General features: G+C 62.8%; 26 protein-coding genes and 1 tRNA gene. 10 read left to right on the forward strand and 17 right to left on the reverse strand.

The window, feature by feature from the left end; all coding sequences use genetic code 11:
* Positions 1-4: 4 nt before the first annotated feature.
* A complete protein-coding gene (locus LB552_RS02365) occupies positions 5-589 on the reverse strand; it encodes a nitroreductase (protein WP_224601643.1) in 585 nt (194 codons plus the stop codon).
* A gap of 170 nt (positions 590-759) precedes the next feature.
* Between LB552_RS02365 and LB552_RS02370 the strand changes: the two genes are divergently transcribed.
* A complete protein-coding gene (locus tag LB552_RS02370) occupies positions 760-1,725 on the forward strand; it encodes a hypothetical protein (RefSeq protein ID WP_224601645.1) in 966 nt (321 codons plus the stop codon).
* A 9-nt stretch (positions 1,726-1,734) separates the two neighbouring features.
* On the opposite strand, the gene LB552_RS02375 is transcribed toward LB552_RS02370, so the two are convergent.
* Positions 1,735-2,676 (reverse strand): lysophospholipid acyltransferase family protein, encoded by a 942-nt coding sequence (locus LB552_RS02375; RefSeq protein WP_224601647.1) that lies wholly within the window; start codon positions 2,674-2,676, stop codon positions 1,735-1,737.
* 83 nt (positions 2,677-2,759) lie between these two features.
* Positions 2,760-4,751: a threonine--tRNA ligase gene (gene thrS / locus LB552_RS02380; protein WP_224602249.1), complete on the reverse strand. Its 1,992-nt coding sequence runs from the start codon at positions 4,749-4,751 to the stop codon at positions 2,760-2,762.
* Positions 4,752-5,128: 377 nt separating this feature from the next.
* Here thrS and LB552_RS02385 point away from each other — a divergent pair, with 377 nt between their 5' ends.
* Positions 5,129-6,016: a hypothetical protein gene (locus LB552_RS02385; protein ID WP_224601648.1), complete on the forward strand. Its 888-nt coding sequence runs from the start codon at positions 5,129-5,131 to the stop codon at positions 6,014-6,016.
* Positions 6,017-6,347: 331 nt separating this feature from the next.
* On the opposite strand, the gene blaOXA is transcribed toward LB552_RS02385, so the two are convergent.
* The 3 genes from blaOXA to LB552_RS02400 form a co-directional block, all read right to left on the reverse strand.
* A complete protein-coding gene (gene blaOXA, locus LB552_RS02390; protein WP_224601650.1) occupies positions 6,348-7,160 on the reverse strand; it encodes a class D beta-lactamase in 813 nt (270 codons plus the stop codon).
* Between the two features lie 145 nt (positions 7,161-7,305).
* Complete coding sequence (yidD, locus tag LB552_RS02395) at positions 7,306-7,686, reverse strand: membrane protein insertion efficiency factor YidD (RefSeq protein WP_411965500.1); 381 nt, start codon at positions 7,684-7,686, stop codon at positions 7,306-7,308.
* Between the two features lie 16 nt (positions 7,687-7,702).
* Positions 7,703-7,906 (reverse strand): hypothetical protein, encoded by a 204-nt coding sequence (locus LB552_RS02400; RefSeq protein WP_224601653.1) that lies wholly within the window; start codon positions 7,904-7,906, stop codon positions 7,703-7,705.
* A gap of 93 nt (positions 7,907-7,999) precedes the next feature.
* On the opposite strand from LB552_RS02400, the gene LB552_RS02405 reads away from it, so the two are divergent.
* Complete coding sequence (locus LB552_RS02405) at positions 8,000-8,905, forward strand: LysR substrate-binding domain-containing protein (protein ID WP_224601656.1); 906 nt, start codon at positions 8,000-8,002, stop codon at positions 8,903-8,905.
* A 9-nt stretch (positions 8,906-8,914) separates the two neighbouring features.
* Here LB552_RS02405 and LB552_RS02410 read toward each other — a convergent pair whose 3' ends face one another.
* On the reverse strand, positions 8,915-9,361 hold the full coding sequence (locus LB552_RS02410; RefSeq protein ID WP_140627330.1) for an iron-sulfur cluster assembly scaffold protein: 447 nt from the start codon (positions 9,359-9,361) through the stop codon (positions 8,915-8,917).
* Between the two features lie 237 nt (positions 9,362-9,598).
* Between LB552_RS02410 and folE the strand changes: the two genes are divergently transcribed.
* The 3 genes from folE (at position 9,599) to LB552_RS02425 (ending at position 11,783) form a co-directional block, all read left to right on the forward strand.
* The gene (gene folE, locus LB552_RS02415) at positions 9,599-10,231 is read left to right on the forward strand and encodes a GTP cyclohydrolase I FolE (protein ID WP_095765060.1); all 633 of its coding nucleotides are present in this window, start codon (positions 9,599-9,601) and stop codon (positions 10,229-10,231) included.
* Positions 10,232-10,274: 43 nt separating this feature from the next.
* Positions 10,275-10,733, forward strand: a complete 459-nt coding sequence (hisI, locus tag LB552_RS02420; protein ID WP_224601658.1) for a phosphoribosyl-AMP cyclohydrolase — start codon at positions 10,275-10,277, stop codon at positions 10,731-10,733.
* Positions 10,734-10,817: 84 nt separating this feature from the next.
* Positions 10,818-11,783, forward strand: coding sequence for a patatin family protein (locus LB552_RS02425; protein ID WP_140840548.1), 966 nt, complete (start codon positions 10,818-10,820; stop codon positions 11,781-11,783).
* 399 nt (positions 11,784-12,182) lie between these two features.
* On the opposite strand, the gene recJ is transcribed toward LB552_RS02425, so the two are convergent.
* From recJ to LB552_RS02450, 5 genes are all read right to left on the reverse strand, one after another.
* On the reverse strand, positions 12,183-13,967 hold the full coding sequence (gene recJ, locus LB552_RS02430) for a single-stranded-DNA-specific exonuclease RecJ (protein ID WP_224601660.1): 1,785 nt from the start codon (positions 13,965-13,967) through the stop codon (positions 12,183-12,185).
* 139 nt (positions 13,968-14,106) lie between these two features.
* A complete protein-coding gene (gene glpX / locus LB552_RS02435; protein ID WP_224543698.1) occupies positions 14,107-15,090 on the reverse strand; it encodes a class II fructose-bisphosphatase in 984 nt (327 codons plus the stop codon).
* Positions 15,091-15,232: 142 nt separating this feature from the next.
* On the reverse strand, positions 15,233-16,546 hold the full coding sequence (locus tag LB552_RS02440; RefSeq protein WP_224601661.1) for a homoserine dehydrogenase: 1,314 nt from the start codon (positions 16,544-16,546) through the stop codon (positions 15,233-15,235).
* A 57-nt stretch (positions 16,547-16,603) separates the two neighbouring features.
* Entirely contained in the window at positions 16,604-17,821 is a 1,218-nt protein-coding gene (locus LB552_RS02445; protein WP_224601663.1) for an LL-diaminopimelate aminotransferase, read from the reverse strand.
* Positions 17,822-17,862: 41 nt separating this feature from the next.
* The gene (locus LB552_RS02450; protein ID WP_224601665.1) at positions 17,863-18,267 is read right to left on the reverse strand and encodes a hypothetical protein; all 405 of its coding nucleotides are present in this window, start codon (positions 18,265-18,267) and stop codon (positions 17,863-17,865) included.
* A gap of 97 nt (positions 18,268-18,364) precedes the next feature.
* Between LB552_RS02450 and phaC the strand changes: the two genes are divergently transcribed.
* From phaC to LB552_RS02465, 3 genes are all read left to right on the forward strand, one after another.
* Complete coding sequence (phaC, locus tag LB552_RS02455; RefSeq protein WP_224525320.1) at positions 18,365-20,200, forward strand: class I poly(R)-hydroxyalkanoic acid synthase; 1,836 nt, start codon at positions 18,365-18,367, stop codon at positions 20,198-20,200.
* 326 nt (positions 20,201-20,526) lie between these two features.
* On the forward strand, positions 20,527-21,687 hold the full coding sequence (locus LB552_RS02460) for a YcbK family protein (protein WP_224601667.1): 1,161 nt from the start codon (positions 20,527-20,529) through the stop codon (positions 21,685-21,687).
* A gap of 453 nt (positions 21,688-22,140) precedes the next feature.
* Positions 22,141-22,215: transfer RNA gene (locus LB552_RS02465), tRNA-Glu, on the forward strand.
* Between the two features lie 464 nt (positions 22,216-22,679).
* Here LB552_RS02465 and LB552_RS02470 read toward each other — a convergent pair.
* Positions 22,680-22,865: a hypothetical protein gene (locus LB552_RS02470; RefSeq protein ID WP_224601669.1), complete on the reverse strand. Its 186-nt coding sequence runs from the start codon at positions 22,863-22,865 to the stop codon at positions 22,680-22,682.
* Positions 22,866-23,758: 893 nt separating this feature from the next.
* Entirely contained in the window at positions 23,759-24,052 is a 294-nt protein-coding gene (locus LB552_RS02475) for a hypothetical protein (protein ID WP_224601670.1), read from the reverse strand.
* A 209-nt stretch (positions 24,053-24,261) separates the two neighbouring features.
* Here LB552_RS02475 and LB552_RS02480 point away from each other — a divergent pair, with 209 nt between their 5' ends.
* Positions 24,262-24,948: an aspartyl/asparaginyl beta-hydroxylase domain-containing protein gene (locus LB552_RS02480; protein ID WP_224601672.1), complete on the forward strand. Its 687-nt coding sequence runs from the start codon at positions 24,262-24,264 to the stop codon at positions 24,946-24,948.
* Between the two features lie 12 nt (positions 24,949-24,960).
* Here the strand turns inward: LB552_RS02480 and LB552_RS02485 are convergent, their stop codons facing one another.
* The 3 genes from LB552_RS02485 to LB552_RS02495 form a co-directional block, all read right to left on the reverse strand.
* Positions 24,961-25,266, reverse strand: coding sequence for a DUF982 domain-containing protein (locus LB552_RS02485; RefSeq protein WP_224601674.1), 306 nt, complete (start codon positions 25,264-25,266; stop codon positions 24,961-24,963).
* Positions 25,267-25,544: 278 nt separating this feature from the next.
* Positions 25,545-25,727 carry a hypothetical protein gene (locus LB552_RS02490; protein WP_224601676.1) on the reverse strand — a complete coding sequence of 61 codons (183 nt, stop codon included), beginning with the start codon at positions 25,725-25,727 and terminating at the stop codon, positions 25,545-25,547.
* Between the two features lie 111 nt (positions 25,728-25,838).
* The gene (locus LB552_RS02495; RefSeq protein WP_224543664.1) at positions 25,839-26,207 is read right to left on the reverse strand and encodes a hypothetical protein; all 369 of its coding nucleotides are present in this window, start codon (positions 26,205-26,207) and stop codon (positions 25,839-25,841) included.
* Positions 26,208-26,313 lie beyond the last annotated feature (106 nt).

Here is a 26,313-nt window from a genome sequence, read left to right on the forward strand (position 1 = left end):
GGTCCTAACCGGCCCAGGGACCGGCGTAATCGCTATAGAGCTTTGCCGGATCGGGCCGCGGCCGCTCCGGCGCCGGCCCCTGATAGGAGCCGATATGGACGAAGCCGATGACACGCTCCTGCGGCGACAGCCCGAGAATCGCCCTGCCCTCCGGAACGTCGGAATACCAGTTGCTGATCATGTTGGTGCCATAGCCCAGCGCGTTCGCCGCGATCATCAGGTTCATCGCCGCCATGCCGCCCGACAGGAACATCTCCCATTGCGGGATCTTCGGGTTCTCCCTCGGCACCGACACCACGCCGATCACCAGCGGCGCGCGCGAGAAGCGCGCCAGTTCCTGGTTGCGCCGTCCTTCCGGCAACGGGCCTTCGCGCTGCTCGGCAAGTGCTGCCAGCTTCTTGCCGATCTCGACGCGCGCCTCGCCGCGATAGAGGATGAAGCGCCAGGGCTCGAGCCGGCCGTGGTCGGGGACGCGCGAGGCCGCCGCGATCATCGTCGCGATCTCGGCATCGCTCGGCGCCGGTTCCTTGAGGTCGGGTATCGGCGCGGAATTGCGGGTGAGCAGGAAGTCGATGATCGGCGACGCCATGGGCGCAAGTCTCCTAAGCATTCAATAGCATTCAATTTTGAGCTGAAGCACGCCATCGGGAGGTCGGGCGGCTCGGGCGGTGGCGTTTTGCGCCGGATAAGAAGCCGCCGCGCAGCGCGGCGCGCTTCTAGGCCTTGAAATTGCCACCGCCTTGGGCTTCAACGCAAGGCATGTTTGAGGGGATCTTGCGCCTTTTCGTGATCGCACTCGTCGCCGCGTTGTTCGCGGTGCCGGTTTCCTTCGCGCTGGCCCAGAACGCCAACGACATCGGCGACATCAAGCTTCCAGGCATTTCGAGCTACGCAACGCCGAAGGCCGGGACGCCGCTGGCGCTCGGCAACGGCGGCGCCATCACGCTGTCGGCGCAGTTGACCGACAAGGGCGCCGACATCACCCGCGGCATCGTCTGGCGGGTTTTCAGGCCGCAGCCCGCCAGTGACGGCAAACTGCCGATGGTGGCATCCGCCCATGGCGGCACGGCCGTGTTCCAGCTCGACCCCGGCAGCTATCTGGTGCACGCCTCCTACGGACGCGCCGGCGCCACCAAACGCATCACGGTCGGCAAGGAGGCAAGGCGCGAAAGTCTCGTGCTCGATGCCGGCGGCCTGAAGCTCGACGCGGTGACATCGGGCGGCGCGCCCATCCCGCCGAAGAAATTGCGCTTCTCGATCTATGAAGGCCAGGCCGCGGCCAATGGCGACCGACCGCTGATCGCTCCCGACGTCGCGCCGAACACCGTTGTGCGGCTGAACGCCGGCACCTACCATGTCGTCTCCACCTATGGCGCGGTCAACGCCGTGATCCGCTCCGACATCCGCGTCGAGGCCGGCAAGCTGACGGAGGCGACCGTCGAGCACCGCGCTGCCGAGATGACGATGAAGCTGGTGCGCGAGCCCGGCGGCGAGGCCATCGCCGACACGTCCTGGTCGCTGCTCAACGAGAGCGGCGATCCGATCAAGGAAGCGGTCGGCGCCTTCGCCTCGATGGTGCTGGCCGAAGGCCAATACACCATCATCGCCAAGAACCGCGACCGTATCTACCAGAAGGATTTCACGGTCGTTGCCGGCCAGAACCAGGAAATCGAGGTCGTGGCCAACGAATCCTCAGCCATCGACCCCGAGGAAGGCGCGGACTGATCGGGCTGATCAGGCCGCCTTGCGCATCCGTTTCGGCAGGAACGGCACGCGGCCACGCTGCGCGGAAGGCGTCGCCAGATCGAAGACCGCGCGATAGAGGCGATCGAGCAGCGCCTTGCGGTCGCGCAGCGGCTCAAGGTCGCTCCATCTCAGCACGTCGCCGATGCGCACCTCGATCGCCTTGCCCGACAGTCGGGCGAATTCGCGGATAAGCAAGGAGGTGCGCAGCGTCAGCGACGCCTTGCCGATGAACTTCGCCACGCGATTGTCGCGCTCGGCCATATTCATCGGGCCGCTGACGAGATGGAACAGGCGGCCGTTCTGGCCGGAGAAATGCATCGGGATGACCGAGGCCTTGGCGTCTTGGACGAGCTTGGCCGGGAACATCTTCCACGGCAGGTCGACGGCGCGGCCGAAACCCTTCGGCGCCGTCGCGACGCCGCCGGCCGGGAACACGACGATGGTGACGCCTTCCTTCAACAGCCGCACCGCTTCATGGCGTACCGCCATGTTGTTCTTCAACGCTTCCTTGGTCTCGGAAAAATCGATCGGCAGCGAATAGGGCTCCATTTCGCGGATCCTGAGCAGATCCTTGTGGATCATGACCCGGAACGGCCGGCCCAGTTGCTCGACCAGTGACAGGACCGCAATGCCGTCGCCGATGCCGAAGGGGTGGTTGGCGACGATGACCAGCGGCGTGTCCGGCAGCGCTGGCGGCGGCCATTGCATGGCGTTGCGGACCTTGACGTCCATCAATTCCAGCATGCGGCTGAATACGCGGTCGCCGGTCGGCACCACCTGGCGGCGCCAGAAATCGTAGAGCACGGCGAAGCGGTCGCGCCCCGAGAGGCCCTCGACCGAATGGATGAACCAGCGCGTCAGCACCGGTTGATGCGGGTTGGCGTAGGAAAGCTCGGGAAACCGTCTTTCCCGCAGTTTCAACTTGAGCATGGCGGCTCGTTACAAGGCTGGCGTGACAGGCATATGAAAATGGCGGTGGACACGCCACCGCCATTCAAGGAAGCGCTGGTAAGTCAGGCTGCGCGACGCTTGCGGTCGGGCGAGACCGCCTCGTCGGAAAGTTGCTTCACCGCGTCGTCGAGCTTCAGCGATTCCTGGTCGCGGGAGCCAAGCCGGCGGACATTGACGGTTTCCTCTTCCGCCTCGCGCCTGCCGCAGACGAGGATGACCGGCACCTTGGCGAGCGAATGCTCGCGCACCTTGTAGTTGATCTTCTCGTTGCGCAGGTCGGCTTCGGCGAGCAGCCCCGCGGCCTTCAGCCGCTCGACCACATTCAAGGCGTACTCGTCCGCATCCGAGGTGATCGTCGCCACCACCACCTGCAGCGGTGCGAACCACAGCGGGAAATGGCCGGAATAGTTCTCGATCAGGATGCCGAGGAAGCGCTCCATCGAGCCGCAGACGGCGCGATGCACCATCACCGGCTGCTTCTTCTCCGAATCCGAGCCGATATAGAAGGCACCGAAGCGCTCCGGCAGGTTGAAGTCGACCTGCGTGGTGCCGCATTGCCATTCGCGGCCGATGGCGTCCTTCAGCACATATTCGAATTTCGGCCCGTAGAAGGCGCCCTCACCCGGATTGATCGAGGTCTTGATGCGGTTGCCGGAGCGCGTGCGGATCGTCTCCAGCACGTTGCTCATGATCGCCTCGGCATGGTCCCAGGCCTCGTCGGTGCCGACGCGCTTGTCCGGCCGCGTCGACAGCTTCACGCTGACCTCCTCGAAGCCGAAATCGGCATAGGTGGACAGGATCAAGTCGTTGATGCGCAGGCACTCGGCCGCCAGTTGCTCCTCGGTGCAGAAGATATGGGCGTCATCTTGCGTGAAGCCGCGCACGCGCATCAGCCCGTGGAGCGCGCCCGACGGCTCGTAGCGATGCACATTGCCGAACTCCGCAAGCTTTACGGGCAGTTCGCGGTAGGACTTCAACCCATGCTTGAAGATCTGCACATGGCCCGGACAATTCATCGGCTTCAGCGCGAAGACGCGGTCATCGTCGGTGTCGTCGCCGGCGACCGTGACCTTGAACATCGCATCACGGTACCAGCCCCAGTGTCCCGACGTCTCCCACAGGCTCTTGTCCAGCACCTGCGGCGCGTTGACTTCCTGATAGCCGTGCTCGTCGAGGCGGCGGCGCATGTAGTTGATCAGGTTCTGCACCATCTTCCAGCCCTTGGCGTGCCAGAAGACGACGCCCGGTCCCTCTTCCTGGAAATGGAACAGGTCCATCTCGCGGCCGAGCTTGCGGTGGTCGCGCTTCTCGGCCTCTTCCAGCAGGGTCTGGTAGGCATCGAGCTGCGCCTGGTCGGCAAAGGCTGTGCCGTAGATGCGCGTCAGCATCGGATTGTTCGAGTCGCCGCGCCAGTAGGCGCCCGCCACCTTCATGAGCTTGAAGGCATTGCCGATCTGCCCGGTCGAGGCCATGTGCGGACCGCGGCACAGGTCGAACCAGTCGCCCTGTGCGTAGATTTTGAGGTCCTGGTCCTCCGGAATGGCGTCGATCAGTTCGAGCTTGTAGCGCTCGCCCTTCTCGGCGAAGACCTTCTTCGCCTTCTCGCGCGACCACACTTCCTTGGTGAACGGCTTGTTGCGCTGGATGATCTCGCGCATCTTCTTTTCGATCACCGGAAAATCGTCCGGCGTGAACGGCTCGTTCCTGGCAAAGTCGTAATAGAACCCGTTCTCGATAACCGGCCCGATCGTCACCTGCGTTCCCGGCCACAGCTCCTGCACGGCCTCGGCCAGCACATGCGCCGCATCGTGGCGGATGAGCTCCAGCGCGCGCGGATCCTCGCGGGTGATGATCTCGACCTTGCCGGACGTGCCGAGCGGATCGGAAAGATCGCGAACGATGCCGTCGAGGCTATAGGCCACAGCCTTCTTGGCCAGCGACTTGGAGATCGATTCGGCAAGACCGGCGCCGGTCAGCGCCGCGTCGTACTCGCGGACCGAACCATCAGGAAATGTCAGGGAAACGGAGGGCCTAGATGATAGCTGAAAGCCCATTATTTTATTTTCAGACATTGATAATCTCCTATCCAGTCCCACAAACGAGCGCGGGTGGTTAAATGCATGTCGAACATATAGGTGCGTCATGCAGAGGGCCAGCCGGAGGTGTCCAGCGACGGGCGCGGTTTTAGAGACAGCGCCGCGTCAGGTAAAGACCAGTCCTTCAGGAAATTTCGTGGGCAATGTCGCAGGCCGGCTGCTAAGGCTTGCGAACGATGCCACGCGATGGATCGAAGTCGGGCGGCGCTACGCGCTAGCTGCACCCGATCACCTGTCCGCTGCATAGAGTTCTACTGCATCGATCTCGTCTTTCTCTGTCAGCGCTAGGAGATCATTGCGTTCAGCCAGGATGCATTTTGTTTCAGCAGAATGGTATGAACATTGTGGGAATTGAACTAGCGAAAGATGGAGCAGAACACTTTTATCTGCTGCATAGGGTTGGCGTTTATTGGAGCAGTCACATGGCAGACGATTTAGAAGAGTTTTTTGACGACTTTGACCACTATTCGCAGGAGGTCAGCCTCGCGCGGCACCAGGATTATGCACGACTTCTACGACAATGGCTCCGAACTTTAGAGCAAGCCCCAGAACCGCTGCGTACCCGGATTGCTTGGCTTAAGAGTCACTTCTCAGCCGAACGGCTAGGAACGGAGGTTATTGTGAGAGGCCGCGGCATGATAGGCTCGGGCAAATTAAACTGGCCCGAAGACTTGGAAGATAGGCTTTCTAGCCAACTGGTGCTCTTGGACTCGTTGACTGAAAAGGAAGACAGTGCCTGGCAGTTTGGCATCAACTTCTTCCCGGTGAGCGGCAATAACATCAACGGTATCATCACTGAGATGAACCAGCATCTTTTTGAACCACATGTTCGCGAACTTCGGCGCTACCTTGTAAAGAACGTAGACAAGCCTGTCGCGAATGTGGTGCTTGAGGGTATTCCTGCTGCAGACCGCATTGTCACCCTCGATCACAACTCATCCGCTCACCAAGATGCCGACGCTGCTCTCGCGGATGTTGAGCAAAAGGTGCAGCAGGTTAACGAAGGCGACCCAGAGGAAAAGGAACGAGTTGTCGCTGAGATCAGCGCTGCCCGTCGTCTGCTTCAAGCGACAAAACTCCGAATCGGCGCACTTGTTGGCCTCGTCGGCATAGCCCTCACCTGGATTGCCGCACAGTTCGCTGAAACTGCCGTTGGCCACGCGGCCGAATGGGCAATTGCAAAGCTAATGGAATACTTGCCAGCCTTGTCAGGTCTCTTCTAATCCCACACTCGATAACTTCGACGCCGCCTCAATAGCGGATCGAAAAAAATATCCAATTGACGCGTAAGCTAGCCGAACGGGATAAGGACGGTGTCAATAACTCCTCGAGCTCCTTGATGACGAGTAGGCAGATTGAAGCTGAACAGAAGGCTTTCGGCGTGGTCAGGATGATGCCCGCGACAACCGTCCGCGCGACAATCCCTATCCCGAAGCTTAATCGTTCTTCGATCTTTATGAGCAGGGGTACGATGCGGAATACGAAGTCATGAATCCTTGGGCTCGGCAGAGAATCTGCCGGTGGCAGGAGTTGGTCGCCCCGAGCCTGACCCGATCATTTCACTAGCTGCGGCAAATCCTTCAGGAACGCCGCCCGCGTCGCGAGACCCTTCGGCTCTCCGGTACGCTTGGCATCGACGACCAGCCTTGCAAAGACGATGCGGCGACCGTCCTTCTCGGCCCAGCCGACGAACCAGCCGAGCGAGCGCTTGCCGTCCTGGCCGAGCCTGGTGCTGCCGGTCTTGCCTTGCAACGTCCAGTCCCCTGCCGCGAAGGTCGGCAGGACCGCTCTGGTCATCTCATGCGCCTTCGCCGACACCGGCATCTTGCCGGCGAGCAACTGGCGCAGAAACGCCGTCTGCTCGACCGGCGATATTTCGAGCGAGGAATTGATCCAGGATTGCGTCAGCCCGTTGTCCTTGCCGGCATCGCCCGAGACGTCCTTGTTGCCATAGCCGAATTTCGACACATAACCGGCGAACTTCTCGGCACCGAGCCGCCGCGTGATCTCGCGCGAGTACCAGACGATCGAATCGCGCTCCCAGATCGTCGGATCGACGGTCTTCTGGTCGCGCTTCGCCGCCTTGAACTCCGGCTTGTACTCCCAGCTCGGCGTATGCTCGTCGCTCAGGATGCCGGCATCGTAGCCGATCAGCGCCAGGGGAACCTTGAAGGTCGAGGCCGGACTGACACGCTGGTCGCAGACGCCGTCCTGGTAAAGTGTTGCGCCGCTTTGCTGGTCCTGGATCAGCGTGCAGTGGATGTCGCCGAGCGGCGCCGATTGCGCCCGCACCGGCAAGCCCAGCATCCAGGCCAGCAGGAAAAGGACGATGGCGAAAATGAAAGGATAGCGGTCCATCTGGCGCATGGCGAAGTCACTCCGGAATGAGATTGCAGGAGCGGCTTAGCGAGGCGACTTGTCTCGATTTTGTCTCAAATTCGCAGTGTTCGTGCAGCTTCGCGTTAACCCTACCGGATCGTTAAAATCCGCATCGCGCGGGACGGCGAAGCGATCAGATTTCGGGCTCGCTGTGCCTTTTGCCGATCCGCCAATAGCGCCAGGGCATGAACCAGACATAGCGCTGGGCAAGCACCTCCGGCACGCGGTCGATGCCATGCGTCCCAAACGGCCCGCAGCGCAGCACCCGGAACAGTCCCATCCAGCCGCCCGCCCACAGGCCATGGCGGGCAATCGCCTCATGCGCATATTCGGAGCAGGTCGGCAGATGCCGGCAGCTGTTGCCGACAAAGCCGGACAGCGTCAGCTGGTAGAGGCGCACGAGCGAGGTCCCCAGGATGCGCCCGGGCGTCTTGCGCCAAGGCCCCGGCCAGTTGCGCCCGCGCTGGATTGGCCGGCCGCCATGCGTATGTCCGGGATGGTCGCCCACCCACATCTCCACGGTTGTTTTGCTACGCGATAGATGTGTCCTTCCGACCTCGAACGCAACGCCCTTTCCCCTCACGGCCTGGCGCGACGGACGGGATGCCGGTCGGCCACTGGCGCATGGAACTGCCGGGCCTTTTCTCGCACCAGCCGGGGTGCCGGCTCTTGTCGCGCCACTGAAACGTCGCGATCAGCATGACGTCGCTCAGAATGGCCAGGAACTGGTTCATGGCAGTGCTCCTTTGAGCACCGATTAGACTGCCGCTGGCCTTCCTTCTCAAACGAGTATAATTTCGGCTTCGGATAACCTGAGGTTATGCGATATGAAGCGTGGCCGGCTGCCGCTGACGGCGCTCAGGAGCTTCGAATCTGCCGGCCGGCACCGTAGTTTCAGCCTGGCGGCCGAGGAGCTTTATGTCTCGCAGGCCGCGATCAGCCGGCAGATACGCGAGCTCGAGACCTTTTTGGGCAGACCGCTGTTTCTGCGCCTCCATCGCCGCGTCGAGCTGACGGATGCGGGACATCTGCTACTCGACCGATTGGTCAGAAGCTTCGACGACATCGATCGCGTGCTTTCGGAGCTCACAGCCTCGCCCGCGCAGGCGATTGTCCGCGTCAGCGTCGAACCGTCGCTTGCCGCCATATGGCTGGTGCCGCGGCTCAATCGCTTTCGCCAATTGCGGCCCGATATCGATGTGTCGTTGGAGGTCGATCCGCGCCTGATCGAGTTCCGCAGCGATCAGCCCGAGCTCGCCTTGCGTTTCAGCGCCCACGCCACGTCATGGCCGCGTGCCGAGGCCGAGCGCCTGGCCTCGACTGTCGATTCACCGGTCCTGTCGCCGGCGCTGCTCGCCTCCGGCCCTCCGCTGGAAAGGCCGATCGACCTTCGCCATTACACGCTGCTGCATGAGGAAAACCGCCAGGGTTGGGCGCGCTGGTTCCAGGCCGCCGGCGTGCCCGCCGACGCAGTGCCCGCGCGTGGCCCGATGCTGGCCGACATCTCGCTGTCGAAACAGGCCGCGCTGCTCGGACATGGCGTGGCGCTCGGCGATCTCTTGCAGATCGGCGACGAACTTGCGTCAGGCACTTTGATCAAGCCGTTCGATATCAATGTGGCTTCCGGCGCCTACTGGCTGGTGGCCAGGAGCTTGCGGAATCTGCCGGAACCCGCCAAGGCATTTGCGGACTGGATACGAGGCGAGTTCGCCGTGAACAGGGGAGCGGCCTGACCGCTGCGCTCAAGCCGCCTGTTCGGCGCGCTTCTTCTCGATCTGGCCGATCGCGTCGACCACCGCGTCGAAGGTCAGCATGGTCGAGGCATGGCGCGCCTTGTAGTCGCGCACCGGCTCCAGATATTTGAGATCGGCGAAACGGCCTTCCGGCGGCGCGCCGTTCTCCTTGAGCATCTTCAGCATGGTTTCGCGCACGGCGCGCAATTCGTCGGCGCTGGCGCCGACCACATGCTGGGCCATGATCGAGGACGAGGCTTGGCCGAGCGCGCAGGCCTTCACGTCATGGGCGAAATCGGTCACCACGTCGCCGTCCATCTTGAGGTCGACGGTGACGGTCGAGCCGCACAATTTGGAATGCGCCCTGGCCGTCGCGTCGGCATCGTCGAGCCGGCCGATCCGCCCTATATTCCCGGCGAAACCGAGAATTTTCGCATTGTAGACGTCGTCGATCATATTTTTCCAATCCGTCGGCGCCAAGCGAACAGGCTTTGCCGCTCTCGCGTCTTCCTTTCGCGCCGCTCGAACCATATATAATGGTCGCAGTCGGGCATCGACAAGGCGACGAAAAAGCCGTTGTCCCTGCTCATCTGTTCACGCCGCTTGCGGGATGGAAATGGGCGATTTTCACCCAAAAGGTCGTGGTCCGTTCAACTCGTTCCACCTTTGAGTGGGACTACGGGAGACGCCTTTATGGATGCCGTCATCAAGAAAATCATGCCCCCGTCCGAATATTTGGAAAAGCCCGTCACCGACCGGCCGAGCGAAGCCGAGGTCGAAGCCGCCGTGCGCACGCTTTTGCGCTGGACCGGCGACAATCCGGACCGCGAAGGCCTGATCGACACGCCCAAGCGCGTCACCAAAGCCTTCCGCGAAATGTTCAACGGCTATGACATGTGCCCGGCCGACGAGCTTGGCCGCACCTTCGAGGAAGTCGCCGGCTATGACGATCTCGTCATCGTCAGGAACATAAAATTCCATTCGCATTGCGAGCATCACATGGTGCCGATCATCGGCAAGGCGCATGTCGGCTATCTGCCTGACGGCAAGGTCGTCGGCCTGTCGAAGATCGCGCGCGTCGTCGACATCTTCGCGCACCGCCTGCAGACGCAGGAGGCCATGACCGCGCAGATCGCAGGCGTCATCCAGGACGTGCTCAACCCGCGCGGCGTCGCCGTTATGCTCGAGGCCGAGCATATGTGCATGGCCATGCGCGGTATCCGCAAGCAGGACTCGACCACGCTGACCTCGACCTTCACCGGCGTCTTCAAGGACACGCCCGAGGAGCAGGTCCGCTTCGTCACCATGGTGCGCGCCGGCGGCTGATCGCCGGCCGTCGCCGGCCTCTAGAAAGAAAGAGCGACCGGCGATGTCGGCACTGCAATTCCCCAAAGCCCCATCCGACAAGAAAGCCTTGGAGGAAGGCTCCGTCCTTTCTCCGCGCTTCGATGCGGCCGGCCTCGTCACGGTCGTCGTCACCGATGCCGGCGACGGCATGCTCTTGATGGTCGCACATATGAACGCCGAGGCGCTGGCGCTGACGCTTGAGACCGGCATTGCTCATTACTGGTCGCGCTCGCGCAAAGCGCTGTGGAAGAAGGGCGAGACCTCGGGGAATTTCCAGCAGGTCGTCGAGATGCGCACGGATTGTGACCAAGACGCGATATGGTTGCGCGTCAAAGTGTTGGGCCACGACGCAACCTGCCACACCGGACGGCGTTCTTGTTTTTATCGGACGGTGGGGCTCAGCGACGGCAAGGCGGTGCTTGTCGGCGATGGCAGCAAGCCGCTGTTCGATGCGAACCAGACGTATCGGAAGCCGGTGTGAACCATTCGATATTCACAAACCATTCAGATTCACTATTCTCAAATATCCTTTTGGTAGAAGGGATATGGGACAAGGGAGATCATGATGCTCGAATGGGCGTCATTGCGCAGCAGACCTGACGTTCGGGAGGCCAATGGCCCGGCATCGTCCGGCGGCGCGTCTGACCCGACCTCTCAGAAGAAAATCGGCATTTCGCTGGCGCTCGGCGGCGGTTGCGCCAGGGGCTGGGCCCATATCGGTGTGCTGCGCGCGCTCGACGAGGCCGGCATCGAAGTATCGATGATTGCCGGCACCTCGATCGGCGCGCTGGTCGGCGGCTGCTACCTTGCCGGCAAGCTGGACGAGCTGGAGGAGTTTGCCCGAAGCCTGACCAAGCGGCGCATCTTCGGCCTTCTTGATCTCAATCTGCGCGGCAGCGGCCTGTTCGGCGGCATGAAGCTCGACGCGCGGCTGCGCGAGCATCTGGCCGGCGTCCGCTTCGAGAACTTGTCGAAGCCCTTTGTCGCCGTCACTTCGGAAATTCGCACCGGCCATGAGATCTGGCTGTCGAATGGCTCGCTGATCACCGCCATGCGCGCCTCCTACGCGCTGCCCGGCGTTTTCGAGCCGGTGAACTGCAACGGCCGCATTCTGGTCGACGGCGCGCTGGTCAATCCGGTGCCTGTGTCGGTCTGCCGCGCCTATGAGCAGCCGCTCGTGGTCGCCGTCAACCTGCACTACGACCTGTTCGGCCGCGCCGCCGTGATAAAGCACAGCGCCGGCGAACTGGTCGTGGAGAATGACGCGCCGAGACTCGGCCAGCCCGAGCATCAGGCCCATCATACCCGCCTTGGCATCACCGGCGTCATGGTCGAGGCTTTCAACATCATTCAGGACCGGATTTCGCGCGCCAGGCTTGCCGGCGATCCGCCGGACATGTCGCTGCAGCCCAAACTCAGCCATATCGGCCTGACGGAATTCCATCGCGCCGACGAGGCGATCAGCCTCGGCTATCAGGCGACGAAGTCCCAGATCAACGAACTGACCCGGCTGCAGTCCGTCCTCGTGTGAATTCCGCTACTTCCTCTACACAGTGATTTGGAAAGATTCCGGGCTTGTCGGGCAAGTCTATCAATGTCCGTTGCCATAGTCAGCGCAAACGCTGGCCATGAGCTGAAGGCTCCTGAACCTCGTCATTCCAGGGCGGAGCAAGGAGCGAAGCGACGCGCGCAGACCCTGGAATCCATGCCGTTACCTGGACCGAGGTGTGCAACGGTGCAGAATTCTGGATCGCCGCGGCGCTTCGAGGCCACGGCATGGATCCTCGGGTCTGCGCGCGTCGCTTCGCTCCTTGCTCCGCCCGTGGATGACGACCGCGATAGGCGTCTCGGCCAATCGCCAAGGCATGGGATCTGCCAACGCACACTAACCAACCGGTCAAAACGTCTGTGTCAAGGTACTACTGCGTCGTTAAGCGAGTGCCGCATCGCTGATGCGGAACTGCACCATGCGGTTTCCGTTCCAGTAATTGCCCGACAACGAACCGGCGATATGCACGGTCCTGCCCCTGTTTTTAAACAGGAATTCGCCGAGCGCGGTGTCGACCGCACGGAACGCTATGGCTTGAATGTTGCCGCCGCTTTGCGACTGCAGGTCCACCCGAATGTGGTTGGTGCCGATCGCGCGCGCGTCGGTCAGCCGATGGCGCGGCAGCACGAACACCGGCGCGATGTGCCCGGCCCCGAACGGCCCGGCTTTCTCCAGCGCGTCGAGCAGCGCGATCGTGGCGCCCTCGGCGGCCAAGGCGCCGTCGATCGCCAGGCTCTCCTCGTTCTGCAGGCGAAACACGTCGGCTGCGGCGCGCTCCTCAAAAAAGGCGCGCAGTTCGCCGAGCTTGGAGCGCTCGACGGTGATGCCTGCAGCCATCGCGTGGCCACCGCCCTTGACGACCAGCCCGGCCTCGGCAGCCTCGCGCACCAGCCGGCCGAGATCGAAGCCGGTCACCGAGCGGCCGGAGCCCGTGCCGATGCCGGTCGAGTTGAAGGCGATGGCGAAGGCCGGCCGGCGCGCATGATCCTTGAGCCGCGAGGCGATCAGCCCGACGATGCCCGGATGCCAGCTGTTGCTGGCGGTGACGATGACTGCCGGACCGTTGCCGCCCGCAAGCTCCGCATCGGCCTCGGCGCGCGCCTGCGCCAGCATCTCCTGTTCCATCTGCTGGCGTTCCTGGTTCAGCCGGTCCAGCGTCTCGGCAATGCCTGCCGCCTCGACGGGATCGTCGGTGGCCAGAAGCCGGCTGCCGAGCGCGGCATCGCCGATGCGGCCGCCGGCATTGATGCGCGGGCCGATCAGGAATGACAGATGGAAGGTGTTGATCGGCTCGCCGATGCGCGAGACCCGCGCCAGCGCCGCCAGCCCCTCATTCTTCTGCTGGCGCAACACCTGCAGCCCCTTGACGACGAAGGCGCGGTTGACGCCGGTGAGCGGGACCACGTCACAGACCGTCGCCAGCGCCACCAGATCGAGCATCGAAAGCAGGTCGACCGGTGCGGCATTCGGCAGCCTCTCGCGCAGCACTCTGGCCGTCTGTACCAGGCACAGGAAGACGACGCCGGCGGCGCACAGATGTCCCTGCCCCGACAGGTCGTCCTCGCGATTGGGATTGACCACGGCGTCCGCCGCCGGCAACGGGCCGCCGACCTGGTGATGATCGAGCACCACGACATCGGCGCCGGCTTGCCTGGCCGCGTCGATCGAGGTCGCGCTGTTAGTGCCGCAGTCGACGGTGACGATCAGCTTCGCGCCGCGCGAGATCAAGTCCCGCATCGCTTCCGGATTGGGCCCGTAGCCTTCGAAGATGCGGTCCGGGATGTAGATTTCGGACGGCACCGAAAAATGCGTGAGAAAGCGTTTGATGAGCGCCGACGAGGCCGCGCCGTCGACATCGTAATCGCCGAAGATCGCCACTTTTTCGTGGGCGACGATCGCATCGGCCAGCCTCGCCGCCGCTTTCTCCATATCGGTCAGCGATGCTGGATTCGGCAGAAGCTCGCGAATGGTTGGATCGAGGAAGCGCGCGGTCTGCTCCACGCTGACGCCGCGCCCGGCAAGCACTCGCGCCACGATGTCGGGCACGCCATGGCCCTGCGCCATGGCCAAGGCGGCCATGTCCTGGCGCTCGGTCAGCCGGTGTTCCCACGAAACACCGGTCGCCGACTGCCTGACATCGAGGAAGAACCGTTTCTCGCCCGTCATGCGACGCGCCGTCTGCACATCATCATTGCGCAGATATCAACATGCGACGGCCGGAGCAATTGCGGGGAAGCGGGCAATGCGGGGAAAGGTGTGGAACGTTTTTCCTCGAATTGCGGCAAAGCGCCCGGACGAAGGCAAATCAGAACTTATCCAGATCCTGGTGACGCGCCTTGATCTCGCGCACGGTGCGCGAGGACGAGCGCAGCACGATGGTGTGCGTGGTGATGAAGGTGCGGCCGAACTTCACCCCGTCGAGCAAATTGCCGTCGGTGACGCCGGTCGCCGCGAACAGCACGTCGCCCCGCGCCATGTCCTGGGCGCGATAGATCCGCTTCGGGTCGGAAATGCCCATTTGGTGCGCGCGCGCCACCTTCTCCGGCGTGTCGAGGATCAGCCGGCCCTGCATCTGCCCGCCGGTGCAGCGAAGTGCGGCCGCCGCCAGCACGCCCTCCGGCGCGCCGCCGGTGCCGAGATAGATGTCGATGCCGGTCTCGTCCGGATCGGTGGTGTGGATGACGCCCGCGACATCGCCGTCGCCGATCAGCCGGATCGCCGCACCCGTGGCGCGCACGGCGTCGATCAGCTTGGCGTGACGCGGCCGGTCGAGGATGCAGGCGGTGATATCGGAGACGCCCACGCCCTTGGCTTTGGCCAGATTGGCGAGGTTTTCGGCCGGCGAGGCGTCGATGTCGATCAGACCTTCGGGATAGCCGGGGCCGATGGCGATCTTGTCCATATAGACATCGGGTGCGAACAGCAGGCTGCCCTTTTCCGCAATCGCGATTACGGCAAGCGCGTTGGGCAGGTTCTTGGCGCAGATCGTCGTGCCCTCGAGCGGATCGAGCGCGATGTCGACGGCCGGACCCTTGCCGGTGCCGACCTCCTCGCCGATATAGAGCATCGGCGCCTCGTCGCGCTCGCCTTCGCCGATCACCACCGTGCCTTTGATGGCCAGCCGGTTGAGCTCTTGGCGCATGGCGTCGACCGCCACCTGATCGGCAGCCTTCTCATCGCCGCGCCCGCGCAGCCTTGCCGCCGCGACGGCGGCCCGTTCAGTGACGCGCACGACTTCCATCGTAAGGATCCGGTCGAGACCGGCGGTGATGTCCTGGGCTATGTTCATGGAGAGAAATTCCTCGTGAAACTCAACCTCCCGCCAGAGGTGGGCTTCTTCTGACAAAGCTCCATGACAACGGCAAGACTTGCCCCGTCAATTTTTGAAATGACAGCAAAATCAATCGATTGAAGACGAAACCGGACTTGGTTTATTCCGCCCGCTCGATGCGGATCACCTGCGGCTTGTCGGTCAGATGACCGTCCTTGGTGATGCCTTCGACGGCCTTGCGCACCGCCGCTTCCATCGTCTCGTGGGTAACGAGGATGACCGTCTTCTGCGCCTGCGTTTCCGCGCCGGCCGCCTGCTGGACGATCGATTCCAGCGAGATGTCGTTGTCGGCCATGCGTTTGGCGATGGCCGCGAAGACGCCCGTGCGGTCATGCACGGTCAACCGGATGAAATAGCCGCCGGCATGGCTGCGCATCTGCGCTTTCTTGTAAGGCTTCAATTCCTTCGCCGGCCAGCCGAAGACCGGGCCATGCTGGAAGCCCGGTCGGCTCTTGGCGATGTCGGCGATGTCGCCGACGACCGCCGAGGCGGTGGCATTGCCGCCCGCGCCAGGACCCGAGAGCAAGAGCTCGCCCAGAATATCGGTCTCGATCGCCACCGCGTTTGTGACGCCATGCACCTGCGCGATGACCGACGCCGTCGGCACCATGGTCGGATGGACACGCTGCTCTATGCCGCTATCGGTGCGCTGCGCGACGCCGAGCAGCTTGATGCGGTAGCCGAGATCGCCCGCCGCGCGGATGTCGGCTTGGGTGATGTTGGCGATGCCTTCCATATAGATGTCGCCGGCGGCGATCTTCGTCCCAAACGCAAGGCTGGTCAGGATCGACAATTTGTGCGCCGTGTCATGGCCTTCGATGTCGAAGGTCGGATCGGCTTCGGCGTAGCCCAGCCGCTGCGCGTCCTTCAGGCAGACGTCGAAGGAGATGCCTTCGGCTTCCATGCGCGTCAGGATGTAGTTGCACGTGCCGTTGAGAATGCCGAAGACGCGGGTCACCGCGTTGCCCGCCATTGCCTCTCGCATCGTCTTGATGACCGGGATGCCGCCGGCCACCGCCGCCTCGTAGTTGAGCAGCACACCCTTCTTCTCGGCGATCTCGGCAAGCGCCACGCCATGCTTGGCAAGCAGCGCCTTGTTGGCGGTCACGACATGGCGCCCGGCCTCGAGCGCCGCTTTCACCGAGAGCCGCGCCGGCCCCTCGTCACCGCCGATCAGCTCGACGAAGACGTCGATATCGGCCTTTTCGGCCAGCTTGACCGGATCATCGAACCATTTGGCGACGCCAAGATCGATACCTCGGTCGCGTTTCGGATCGCGGGCCGAAACGGCGGTAACGACGATGTCGCGACCGCACTGCCGGGTAAGCTCGGCCGCCTTGTCGCGCAGCACGCGCGCCACCGAGGCGCCCACCGTGCCAAGGCCGGCAATTCCAACACGCAATGCTTCAGCCATGTCCGGCGAGGCCCCTCAACTTGCAAAAAATGTCAGGTGCAAAAAATGTCAGGCAACTCAACGATGAGCGGCTAAAGGCACGACATTGTTGGGCTGCTTCGCGGTGGCCGCGAGGAACTTCTTGATGTTGCGCGCGGCCTGGCGGATCCGGTGCTCGTTCTCGACCAGCGCCAGGCGCACATAGTCGTCGCCATGCTCGCCGAAGCCGACGCCCGGCGCCACCGCGACATCCGCATGCTCGATGAGCAGCTTGGAGAATTCCAGCGAGCCGAGATGGCGGAACGGCTCCGGGATCGGCGCCCAAGCGAACATCGAGGCCGCCGGCGCGGGAATGGTCCAACCGGCGCGGCCGAAGGAGTCGACCATCACGTCGCGCCGCTTGTGGTAGACCTCGCGCACCTCCTCGATGTCGGCGCCGTCGCCGTTCAGCGCATGCGCCGCCGCAACCTGGATCGGTGTGAACGCGCCATAGTCGAGATAGGATTTCACCCGCGTCAGCGCCGAAATCAGCCGCTCGTTGCCGACCGCGAAGCCCATGCGCCACCCGGGCATGGAAAAGGTCTTCGACATCGAGGTGAACTCGACGCACACATCCATCGCGCCCGGCACCTGCAGCACCGACGGCGGCGGATTGCCGTCGAAATAGATTTCCGAATAGGCGAGATCCGACAGGATGATGATGTCGTTCTTCTTCGCGAAGGCAACCACGTCCTTGTAGAAATCGAGCGAGGCGACAAGCGCCGTCGGGTTCGACGGATAATTGAGGATCAGCGCCAGCGGCTTCGGGATCGAGTGGCGGATGCCGCGCTCGACCGCCGGGATGAAGCCGTCATCGGGCTCCACCTGCAGCGAGCGGATCACCCCGCCCGACATGATGAAGCCGAAGGCGTGGATCGGATAGGTCGGATTGGGGCACAGGATCACGTCGCCGGGCGCGGTGATCGCCTGCGCCATGTTGGCGAAGCCCTCCTTCGAGCCCAGCGTCGCCACCACTTGCGTATCGGGATTGAGCTTCACGCCGAAGCGGCGCTGATAATAATTGGCCTGGGCGCGGCGCAGGCCCGGAATGCCGCGCGAAGCGGAGTAGCGATGCGTGCGCGGATCGCGCACCACTTCGCACAATTTGTCGACGATGGCTTTCGGCGTCGGCAGGTCCGGATTGCCCATGCCAAGGTCGATGATGTCGGCGCCGCGCGAACGGGCGCTGGCCTTCAGCCGGTTGACCTGCTCGAACACGTAAGGCGGAAGCCGGCGGACCTTGTGAAATTCTTCCATTTCAGTTCCAGACCATCAGAGTTTCGGCGCGCGATATAGACCTAATTGCAGCTAGGGTCGAGGGCGGGGTCGCATTTGCCCTCGATCTGCTTCAGCGTGTCGGCGCCATGCGTCTTGGCCAAAGTATTGAGCGCGGCCGAATTCGCCGGCGCCTTGACGCCGCTGCCCTTGGCAATCTGCATCTGCTCCTCGGCCTTGAGCTGGGCGAGGTTCGCCGCGGTCTCTTCCTTGGTCAGCTGCTTGGCGGCCACCTGCGGCGGAATGTTGAGGTTCGGATAGGAACCGGTGTCCCTCGGACCTTCGGTCAGCGCCGTCGGCGCATTGTTCGTGCTGGTGCTCGTGCAGCCGGCAGCGGGCAGCAGCATGCCGACCAGCCCCGCTATCAGCGCCATGCGGCAAATCGAACCCGGCTTGAGAAAAAAAGTCCCGCCAACATTAATCGTCATATTGTTTTCCTGGCAGCCGGGTTAGAGCGAATTGGACCCGGTCAGATGTCCCATGGTAATATGTCAAGAAAACGCTCCGGGAGGAACCCCGCGAACCATGTCCAAACCTGACGATTCGGACAAAGCGGAAAATGGCGGACCTTCGGCCATCGAGCAATATCTGGTGAAGGATCCCGAGCGCTTTGCCCTGAACATGGCGCGCATGGTCGAGCAGGCTGGCAAGGCGGCTTCCGCCTGGGCCGAACCGCGCGAGAAAGGCGAAGTGCGCGACCATGTCGCCGAACCCGTCGTCGACATGGTCAAGACTTTCTCCAAGCTTTCGGAATACTGGCTGGGCGACCCGCAACGCGCGCTCGAAGCGCAGACGCGGCTGTTTGCCGGCTACATGACCGTCTGGGCGAACGCCATCCAGAAGGTCAATCCCAACGCCGAAGCGCCACAGGACGCGGTTCAGCCCGAGCGCGGCGACAAGCGCTTCCAAGACCCCGAATGGGGCCGCAACGCCTTCTTCGATTTTCTCAAGCAGGCTTATCTGGTCACCTCGCGCTGGGCGAACGAGCTTGTCGAGCATGCAGAGGGCCTGGATGAGCACACCCGCCACAAGGCGAGCTTCTACGTCAAGCAGGTGTCGAACGCGATCGCTCCGTCGAACTTCATCCTGACCAATCCCGAGCTGTTCCGCGAAACCATGGCCTCGAACGGCGAGAACCTGGTGCGCGGCATGAAGATGCTGGCCGAGGACATCGCCGCGGGCCGAGGCGACCTGAAGCTGCGCCAGGCCGACTACACGCCCTTCGAGATCGGCAAGAACATCGCCACCACGCCCGGCAAGGTCATCGGCCGCAGCGATGTCGCAGAGATTATCCAATACGACCCGGTAACCGAGACGGTGCTGAGACGGCCGCTGCTGATCTGCCCGCCATGGATCAACAAATTCTATATTCTCGACCTCAACCCGCAAAAGTCCTTCATCCGCTGGGCGATCGAGCAGGGCCACACCGTCTTCGTCATCTCCTGGATCAATCCCGACGAGCGTCACGGCGCCAAGGGCTGGGAGGCCTATATCCGCGAAGGCCTGCAATTCGGCCTCGACATGGTGGAGAAGGCGACCGGCGAAAAGGAAGTCAACGCCATCGGTTACTGCGTCGGCGGCACGCTCCTGGCTGCCGCGCTTGCGCTGTTGGCGCAGGAAGGCGACCACCGCATCAGATCGGCCACTTTCTTCGCCACCCAGGTGGACTTCACCTATGCCGGCGACCTCAAGGTGTTCGTCGACGAGGACCAGGTCGCCGCGGTCGAGCGCTCGATGAACGAAAAGGGCTATCTCGACGGCACCAAGATGGCCACCGCCTTCAACATGCTGCGCTCGGGCGACCTGATCTGGCCCTATGTCGTCAACAACTACATGCGCGGCAAGGAGCCCCTGCCCTTCGACCTGCTCTACTGGAATTCCGATTCCACGCGCATGGCGGCGGCCAATCACTCATTCTACCTGCGCAATTGCTATCTCGAGAACAATCTCTCGCGCGGCACAATGGAGCTTGCCGGTCGCACGGTCTCTCTGGCCGACATCACCATCCCCGTCTACAACCTGGCCACGAAGGAAGACCACATCGCGCCGGCGCTTTCGGTGTTCCTGGGGTCGCAGTTTTTCGGCGGCGACGTCGAGTATGTAATGGCGGGTTCCGGTCACATCGCGGGCGTCGTCAACCCGCCTGCCGCCAGGAAATATCAGTACTGGACCGGCGGCAAGCCGGTGGGCGATTTCAGCGCGTGGCTTGCCGCGGCGCACGAGCATCCTGGTTCATGGTGGACGCACTGGCAGCACTGGATCGAGGCCCAGGACGACATTCGCGTACCCGCCCGCAAACCCGGCAAGCGTATGAAAACCTTGGGAGATGCGCCGGGCACCTATGTCAAGGTGCGTGTGTAACGGGCTGTAATGTGTGGTGAGTTGACGGGCCGCCAAAACAGGGCGAAATGGTGGCGTCAATCGTTCGGCGGCCTCAAATCACCTTCCGACGCAGAATAATTCCGAGGCTTGCAGATTCGACACACGTCCCGTTTCCGGTTGGGAACAGGAGGGTTATCGCGGCGCGATACTGGAGTGGCGCGGCGATGACGAACCGACCGGATCTCGAGGGGGAATTTGTTTTGAAATCAGCAGGTTGGCGTCTTGCACGAGGGGGAAGCTGCAGCATTGCGGCAGCGCTTTTCTCCGTGCTCCTGGCCTCCTGCACATCGACCGGCGACCCAACGATGTCGGTCGTTTCGCCCGCCTACAATTCAACTGCCGGCGAAATGAGCGCGACATCCAGCGCCAAGACTGCGACTTCGGCCGATTCGTCCTTGCAGGCATCGGCGCCGGCCGAAGCGACGTCGACCGTGATGAGCGAGGGCGATGCGCCTTTGCCCGAGAAGGTCGCCTATGTGCCGGAGACGCGGCCGGACGGCACGTTCCCCATCGCCATTCCTGCCGGCGCCCAGGCCATTGCCGGGAGCACGCCGCAACCGCTGGTTCAGCAGGCGCAAACGGCGGAACAGACGCTAGCCGTCGCCAAGCAGGTCGCCGCCGGCGATGCCGCCACCGTCGCGTCGAAGGCGCAGGCGACCACGCAGGCTATGAGCAACGGCGTCTATGTGACCGCGGCCGAGCCGGCGCAGCCGCAGATCGCCGCGCCGAAGAAGAGCCTGTTCGCCTCGCTGTTCAGCACCACGCCGGCTTCGGCCGCCCCCGCCCCCCTGATCAACAATGCGCGCTCCGGCGACCAGCCCGCCGCGCAGGCCAAGACCACGCCGCCGCCGGCCAAGCCGATCGTGACGCTGGCCTCGGCGACATCGGGCGACAAGCCGGTGCAACTGGCCTCGCTCGACAACCCGAGCAATCACATCACGGGCGCCGACGCTCTTCCCGGCGTGCGCCAGACGGCGCTGTTCGAGATCAAGCGCAAATCCGGCATCGACGACGAGAGCGACGTCGACCTCAACGAGGACGAAGGCGGCGGCGGTTCCTACCAGGTGGCGTCGGCCGCCGGCTTGGCTAGGCTCGCGCCCAACGGTCTTTTGAAGCAGAACGAAAGCGTCGACGTCGCCTGCCTCAAGCCGTCGCTGGTACGGGTGCTGAAGACGATCGAGGGTCATTTCGGCCGCAAGATGATCGTCACCTCCGGCTATCGCGATCCCTCCCGCAACCGCCGCGCCAACGGCGCCAAGAATTCGCTGCACATGTATTGCGCCGCCGCCGACATCCAGTTGCCCGGCGTGTCGAAATGGGAACTGGCGAGCTACGTCCGCTCGATGCCCGGCCGCGGCGGCGTCGGCACCTACTGCCACACCGAATCCGTCCATATCGACGTCGGCCCCGAGCGCGACTGGAACTGGCGCTGCCGCAGGCGCAGTGGCGGCGGCGAGGACGGCTGATACGTTCGGCTTGGCCTCGTGAGCATGGCCGTTTGACCGGTTGCGAGCCGATCGCCGCCAATGCCGATATTAGTCTCAACACGCCCATCAAAGACGTCGGCGATTAGCCGAGGCTTCCGTCGCCTCGTCATCCACGGGCGGAGCGGGAGCGAAGCGGACGCGCAGACCCGAGGATCCATTCCGTGACCTTGACCGCGGAGTGCAGCGGCGCAAGTTCTGCACCGTTGCGGCACGTCAGCCTCGCGAAGTCTATGGTCTGCGCGCGTCGCTTCGCTCCTTGCTCCGCCATAGAATGACGATCGCGAGGATGTTCCGGCTAATCTCCAGGGATGCGCGGCCAAGCGAAACCGCCACCCGAGGGGCTTTGTGCCGCCTTTGAAAAAAGTTGTCGCATGTGGCGGCAGATGGGTTGCCGGTTGGCAACAACGCAATTATAAGCCGCTTCGTCTGAGCGCGCCCATCGTCTAGCGGTTAGGACACCGCCCTTTCACGGCGGTAACAGGGGTTCGATTCCCCTTGGGCGTACCAGACTTTTCAAGAACTTAGCGACGCTTATGCCGACTCTGTCCAATCTTTGGCCAATATCGGGCTCGAATCCGGCTTGGTCCGGTGTCGCGTTGACGGTTGGTTAACGTTACGTTACCCTCTCATTAGCTATTGCTAAAGAAGGGGTAACGCTATGAAAACGGCAATCGTTTGTGCGGCTCTCGTTCTCGCGGCGTCAAGTGCCGCTGTGGCCCACGACAAGAAGCCAACGCTTACTGCCCAAAAGACATGTGCAGGGCTGTCGATCAAGGCGACTGCAGCGGCCAAACTTGACTGTACTGCGACCGGAACCGCCAATTCACCACAGACCGAGGTTGGCAGTTCCAAGCCCCGCCTTGGCTACGAGACGAGCCGTCCCGAAGTGTTCTCTTTCGGACTTTAGTTACTGGCGTGCCCGCCACCGTGAGGCGTCGGGCCGCTCAAAGATCGGTGGTGCAGATTGTGGTTTAGTTGATTGCCGAATGCGTCTCGCCGGTCAGGCGCCGCGCCTCCTGACGGCCGAACGTCTCTGCCGCCATGGTTTTCATCGTCTTCGCAGTCACAATGAATTTCGCCACGCAAACGCGTTCCTGGCTCCCATCATAGGCGCGCTGGTTAACGAAGTAAGACACCCGGAATAGATTGGCTGCCATCGACACCCTCGCTGGCACCACCACCGCCGCCCGGTCAGTAACGCTCTCCGCACTTATGAGCTTAGTTCAAGCCAGCCCCGTCATGTGGACGAGCCGAAAAACCCCATGGCCGATCGCGAGCACGAATTCACCATGGTTGGCGGCCAAATCCCAGCCGAAGAACGCAGCCCAACAAAAGAGCACCAAAGTAAAGCGCATTAGCGAATTCTAATGTGCTATAGTTGACCAAACCTTTACGCAATGGTCGCATTCCGGCGCCTGGAAATCGGTGGAAAAGGTATAGAAACCTATATCAATGCATAGATGCTAATTTAGCCTCGCTTTAGCCGACTCTACCCACCCCTACCGAGTCGGCTAGGGCCCGGCGGTTCACCCAACGCAAACCCCAACGCGGAACTGTCGGGCCGCTCTATGGCTAAGGCGTCCACCCCTTACGCTGCGCTGGCGTCAGAGCGTGGTTTGGGTGAACTGCAACCGGAAACGCGCTGTTAACGCCGTTCGCGGACGACAGGAGCCGTCCTCGACCCGAAAGTGTAAAATTCCCTCCGCTCTCGACCGTGGAGGCGGGAATGAAGATGCTTCGGACAGCGCTCTTATGCGCGGCAATGACCGGCCTGGCAGGCGTGCCGCCCGTTCACGCAGACGATCAGCCTGCTCAGCCGAATAGCCAAGCAACGCCGCAGCCTCCAGCAGTCCATTGCCAGGGGCAAAATTGTCTTCCTCCGGCTGACGATCCCGTGCTGGATTGCAAGGGCCCGGATTGCACGCCGGCCCCGGCAACTGATCAGACGCCGAGCCCGGAGATTCAACCGGAGATTCAAAAGGTCAAGTAAGCCGCATCGGCCAGTGTCTGAGGCTCCCGTGAAAAACCGGGAGAGCTCACAGGCCTTCGGTCAATCCGGAACCATTGGAGCCGGCTCCTCGCACCGGTAAACCATGCACCGGCCGTCGCTGGTCGGAACATAGTCGACCATCGGCGCGTAAGGAGCGTCGCACTCATTGCCGAATTGGCGGACATAGCGGTCATAGGTATTCGGTCCCGTGCTCAGCGCCGCAGCGTGCTGGCTCTGGATCAGTGCCTGCGTCTGTTCACAGGGCATCTTGCGCGTATCGGATCGGGCGTCGGCGAAATTTGAAGCAGCAACGAGCATGGCTGCCGCGCAAAGCCTAATCTTGCGTCCGGGCATGGTGGCGTCCTGGCAAAACATCGTATCGCCAAATTCGCATCTTGTGACGCAGTTCCGCATCGATCGCGCTGTCACGATGCAGCGAGCGAGGCCGACATCGTTTCGATTTTGGCATGGCGGCCTGCGATGTTCATCTCCGTGTTGACGGCTCGAGCAAATCTGGCCGTAAGCAATATCCCACTATATAACAGCGTCGTTGAGGTAATGAGATGTCAGGCGCCTACGATCTCGGAACCAATCTGGTCCGCCGCATCTATGAAAAGCGCATAGATGCACCGGCCATTCTTGATGCCGGCACGCATTTTCCCAATGCCGCGAAGTTCACCGCCGCCTGGCGCAATATCCGCGATGAGGCGCTGGCGGCGAAGCTGAACAAGGCGCCGCGCTTCCACGACATCATGCCGGAACAGGCCAATATCTCGGCCAATGACGGTCTCGACTGGCGCATGTTCGTGCTCAAGGCCTATGACATGACGATCCCGGAAAACCTCGCGCGCATGCCGGTCCTGAGCCGGCTGCTTTCGGAATGCCCCGAGGTCAAATCGGCGGCCGTCTCGTTCCTCGCCCCGCGCAAGCACATCCCGCCGCATCGCGGACCCTTTCGCGGCATCATGCGGTTCCATCTCGGCCTGGTCATCCCCAAACAGGCGGACGGCCGTCCGGCAACGATCATGATGATCAATCATGAGGAAAGGCGCATCGCCGACGGCGAATGCTTGCTGTGGGACGATACTTTCGAGCACGAAGTGATGAACAATTCGGATCAGCCCCGCGTCGCTCTCCTGCTCGACGTGTGGCGTCCGCAAATGCCGCTGGATATGGAAATCCTGTCACGCGTGATCGTGCGCAGCGTCCAGGTGGGGATGCGCTATCGGGGGGTGTCGTTCGGCGGCTGAACCGATCGAAATCTACGCTCGCGCCTCGCGATGCGTCCCTGCCCCGCTGCCACGCTTGCCGGGAAACATCGCGTCCCTCGCCAGCAATCCGCTGACGCGGCAGAAGGCTGCGAACGCGCGGCAGGCTTCCTCGGCGCTGGCCACTTCGACCGTCGCCCCGAAGCAGGCGTTGAATGCGGCTTCGTAGACCTTGCCTTGCCTGCGCTTCGGCCAGTCCTGCAGGAAATCGAGCGCCTGTTCGACGCTGTAGATTTCCTCGATCGGCAGCCCGGGCGCGGGCGTGATGCGCACCGGCACTTCGAATTGCAATCTGTCCATCCCCTGTCTCCCGAACTGGCGTAGCCGGAGCAACGCCGTTCGATATGAAAAGTTGCTTTTGCGGCCTTCTGACTCGCAAATGTGACCTCAGTGCGATGAAGAATCGGTTCGCCGGTGCGGCGGATCCGGGTCAGTCCGCATCGATACCGGCTGCATTGCCAATGCCGGATTTCCATCGTACTGCCGGCCATCGCAGCCCCTTGTCCCTCTTCCACGCCCTTGCCGCTATTGGTTAGCCGGGTCGGTCTCCGCATCATAGGCCATGCGGGTAACTACCATCAGCACATAAGCGGACGGCGCCGCAAAATGGCGCCGAGCACGATCGCCGCCGTTCCTTCCATGCGAAGGGTGGCGGCAATGGCCCAGTAGACGGTGCCGATGCAGATTGCCGCCTGGACCGCCAGAAAGCAGGCCGCCGCGACCGCGCAGGTGAGTGTCTTGAATGTCTTGATGCGTTGCATTGAACGGAATCCGAACTGACGCGCACGCGACCGGCGGACGACCGGCGGCCGTCGCCGGATCACGGCGCAAAGGAATTTTTGGTTTGAATGCCGCGCCTAGCGGCTAAGGCTTCACGCGGCCGGCGGCGCGCGCGGTTGGTTGGTGCGCGAAGCGGTAGCGCTTGCCGATACGGGCGTGGCGCTCATCTCGGACGGCAACGCCCGGCCGATAACCAGGAAATCGGATGCATGGGCGAGCGCGCCGGAATTGCCGCCGACGAGCTTTGTCGCGAGCGGCCGGCTGGCCCGGACCTCAAGCGCCTGCGCCTTGCCGGTCGTTCTGAGCAGCGCGATCGTGTCGCCCTGACGGGCAGCGCTGATGCTGGAACCACACGAGAACGAGGCGGCGGACGCGGAGATTTCGGCCTGCGCGAAGCCCAGCAGCGCGAGCATCAGCAGCGCCATCAGGCCCGCAAAAGCGGTCCTGGCCGGCAGCAGCATCGATCTTTCGCGTTCAGGCGCCGTCAAGTCAGTCTCCGGATACCAAGGCCCGACCTAGCCCATGGGATGGCCGAAGGAAAGCCGCAATGGAGGCCGCAATCGCACT

It is taken from the genome of Mesorhizobium sp. CA7, assembly GCF_020165015.1.
In the GTDB taxonomy this organism is placed as follows: Bacteria; Pseudomonadota; Alphaproteobacteria; order Rhizobiales; family Rhizobiaceae; genus Mesorhizobium.

What these genes read in the sequence shown, in the direction of transcription:
- blaOXA (WP_224601650.1), bottom strand. Translation starts at nt 7,160, where the DNA reads ATGCGCCAGATGGACCGCTATCCTTTCATTTTCGCCATCGTCCTTTTC.
- glpX (WP_224543698.1), bottom strand. Translation starts at nt 15,090, where the DNA reads ATGAACATAGCCCAGGACATCACCGCCGGTCTCGACCGGATCCTTACG.
- yidD (WP_411965500.1), bottom strand. Translation starts at nt 7,686, where the DNA reads ATGTGGGTGGGCGACCATCCCGGACATACGCATGGCGGCCGGCCAATC.
- LB552_RS02470 (WP_224601669.1), bottom strand. Translation starts at nt 22,865, where the DNA reads ATGGCAGCCAATCTATTCCGGGTGTCTTACTTCGTTAACCAGCGCGCC.
- LB552_RS02375 (WP_224601647.1), bottom strand. Translation starts at nt 2,676, where the DNA reads ATGCTCAAGTTGAAACTGCGGGAAAGACGGTTTCCCGAGCTTTCCTAC.
- LB552_RS02445 (WP_224601663.1), bottom strand. Translation starts at nt 17,821, where the DNA reads ATGGAAGAATTTCACAAGGTCCGCCGGCTTCCGCCTTACGTGTTCGAG.
- LB552_RS02370 (WP_224601645.1), top strand. Translation starts at nt 760, where the DNA reads ATGTTTGAGGGGATCTTGCGCCTTTTCGTGATCGCACTCGTCGCCGCG.
- LB552_RS02480 (WP_224601672.1), top strand. Translation starts at nt 24,262, where the DNA reads ATGTCAGGCGCCTACGATCTCGGAACCAATCTGGTCCGCCGCATCTAT.
- LB552_RS02450 (WP_224601665.1), bottom strand. Translation starts at nt 18,267, where the DNA reads ATGACGATTAATGTTGGCGGGACTTTTTTTCTCAAGCCGGGTTCGATT.
- recJ (WP_224601660.1), bottom strand. Translation starts at nt 13,967, where the DNA reads ATGACGGGCGAGAAACGGTTCTTCCTCGATGTCAGGCAGTCGGCGACC.
- LB552_RS02400 (WP_224601653.1), bottom strand. Translation starts at nt 7,906, where the DNA reads ATGAACCAGTTCCTGGCCATTCTGAGCGACGTCATGCTGATCGCGACG.
- LB552_RS02485 (WP_224601674.1), bottom strand. Translation starts at nt 25,266, where the DNA reads ATGGACAGATTGCAATTCGAAGTGCCGGTGCGCATCACGCCCGCGCCC.
- LB552_RS02385 (WP_224601648.1), top strand. Translation starts at nt 5,129, where the DNA reads ATGAACATTGTGGGAATTGAACTAGCGAAAGATGGAGCAGAACACTTT.
- LB552_RS02410 (WP_140627330.1), bottom strand. Translation starts at nt 9,361, where the DNA reads ATGATCGACGACGTCTACAATGCGAAAATTCTCGGTTTCGCCGGGAAT.
- folE (WP_095765060.1), top strand. Translation starts at nt 9,599, where the DNA reads ATGGATGCCGTCATCAAGAAAATCATGCCCCCGTCCGAATATTTGGAA.
- LB552_RS02475 (WP_224601670.1), bottom strand. Translation starts at nt 24,052, where the DNA reads ATGCCCGGACGCAAGATTAGGCTTTGCGCGGCAGCCATGCTCGTTGCT.
- LB552_RS02405 (WP_224601656.1), top strand. Translation starts at nt 8,000, where the DNA reads ATGAAGCGTGGCCGGCTGCCGCTGACGGCGCTCAGGAGCTTCGAATCT.
- LB552_RS02440 (WP_224601661.1), bottom strand. Translation starts at nt 16,546, where the DNA reads ATGGCTGAAGCATTGCGTGTTGGAATTGCCGGCCTTGGCACGGTGGGC.
- LB552_RS02495 (WP_224543664.1), bottom strand. Translation starts at nt 26,207, where the DNA reads ATGCTGCTGCCGGCCAGGACCGCTTTTGCGGGCCTGATGGCGCTGCTG.
- LB552_RS02425 (WP_140840548.1), top strand. Translation starts at nt 10,818, where the DNA reads ATGCTCGAATGGGCGTCATTGCGCAGCAGACCTGACGTTCGGGAGGCC.
- phaC (WP_224525320.1), top strand. Translation starts at nt 18,365, where the DNA reads ATGTCCAAACCTGACGATTCGGACAAAGCGGAAAATGGCGGACCTTCG.
- LB552_RS02365 (WP_224601643.1), bottom strand. Translation starts at nt 589, where the DNA reads ATGGCGTCGCCGATCATCGACTTCCTGCTCACCCGCAATTCCGCGCCG.
- hisI (WP_224601658.1), top strand. Translation starts at nt 10,275, where the DNA reads ATGTCGGCACTGCAATTCCCCAAAGCCCCATCCGACAAGAAAGCCTTG.
- thrS (WP_224602249.1), bottom strand. Translation starts at nt 4,751, where the DNA reads ATGGGCTTTCAGCTATCATCTAGGCCCTCCGTTTCCCTGACATTTCCT.
- LB552_RS02460 (WP_224601667.1), top strand. Translation starts at nt 20,527, where the DNA reads ATGTCGGTCGTTTCGCCCGCCTACAATTCAACTGCCGGCGAAATGAGC.
- LB552_RS02490 (WP_224601676.1), bottom strand. Translation starts at nt 25,727, where the DNA reads ATGCAACGCATCAAGACATTCAAGACACTCACCTGCGCGGTCGCGGCG.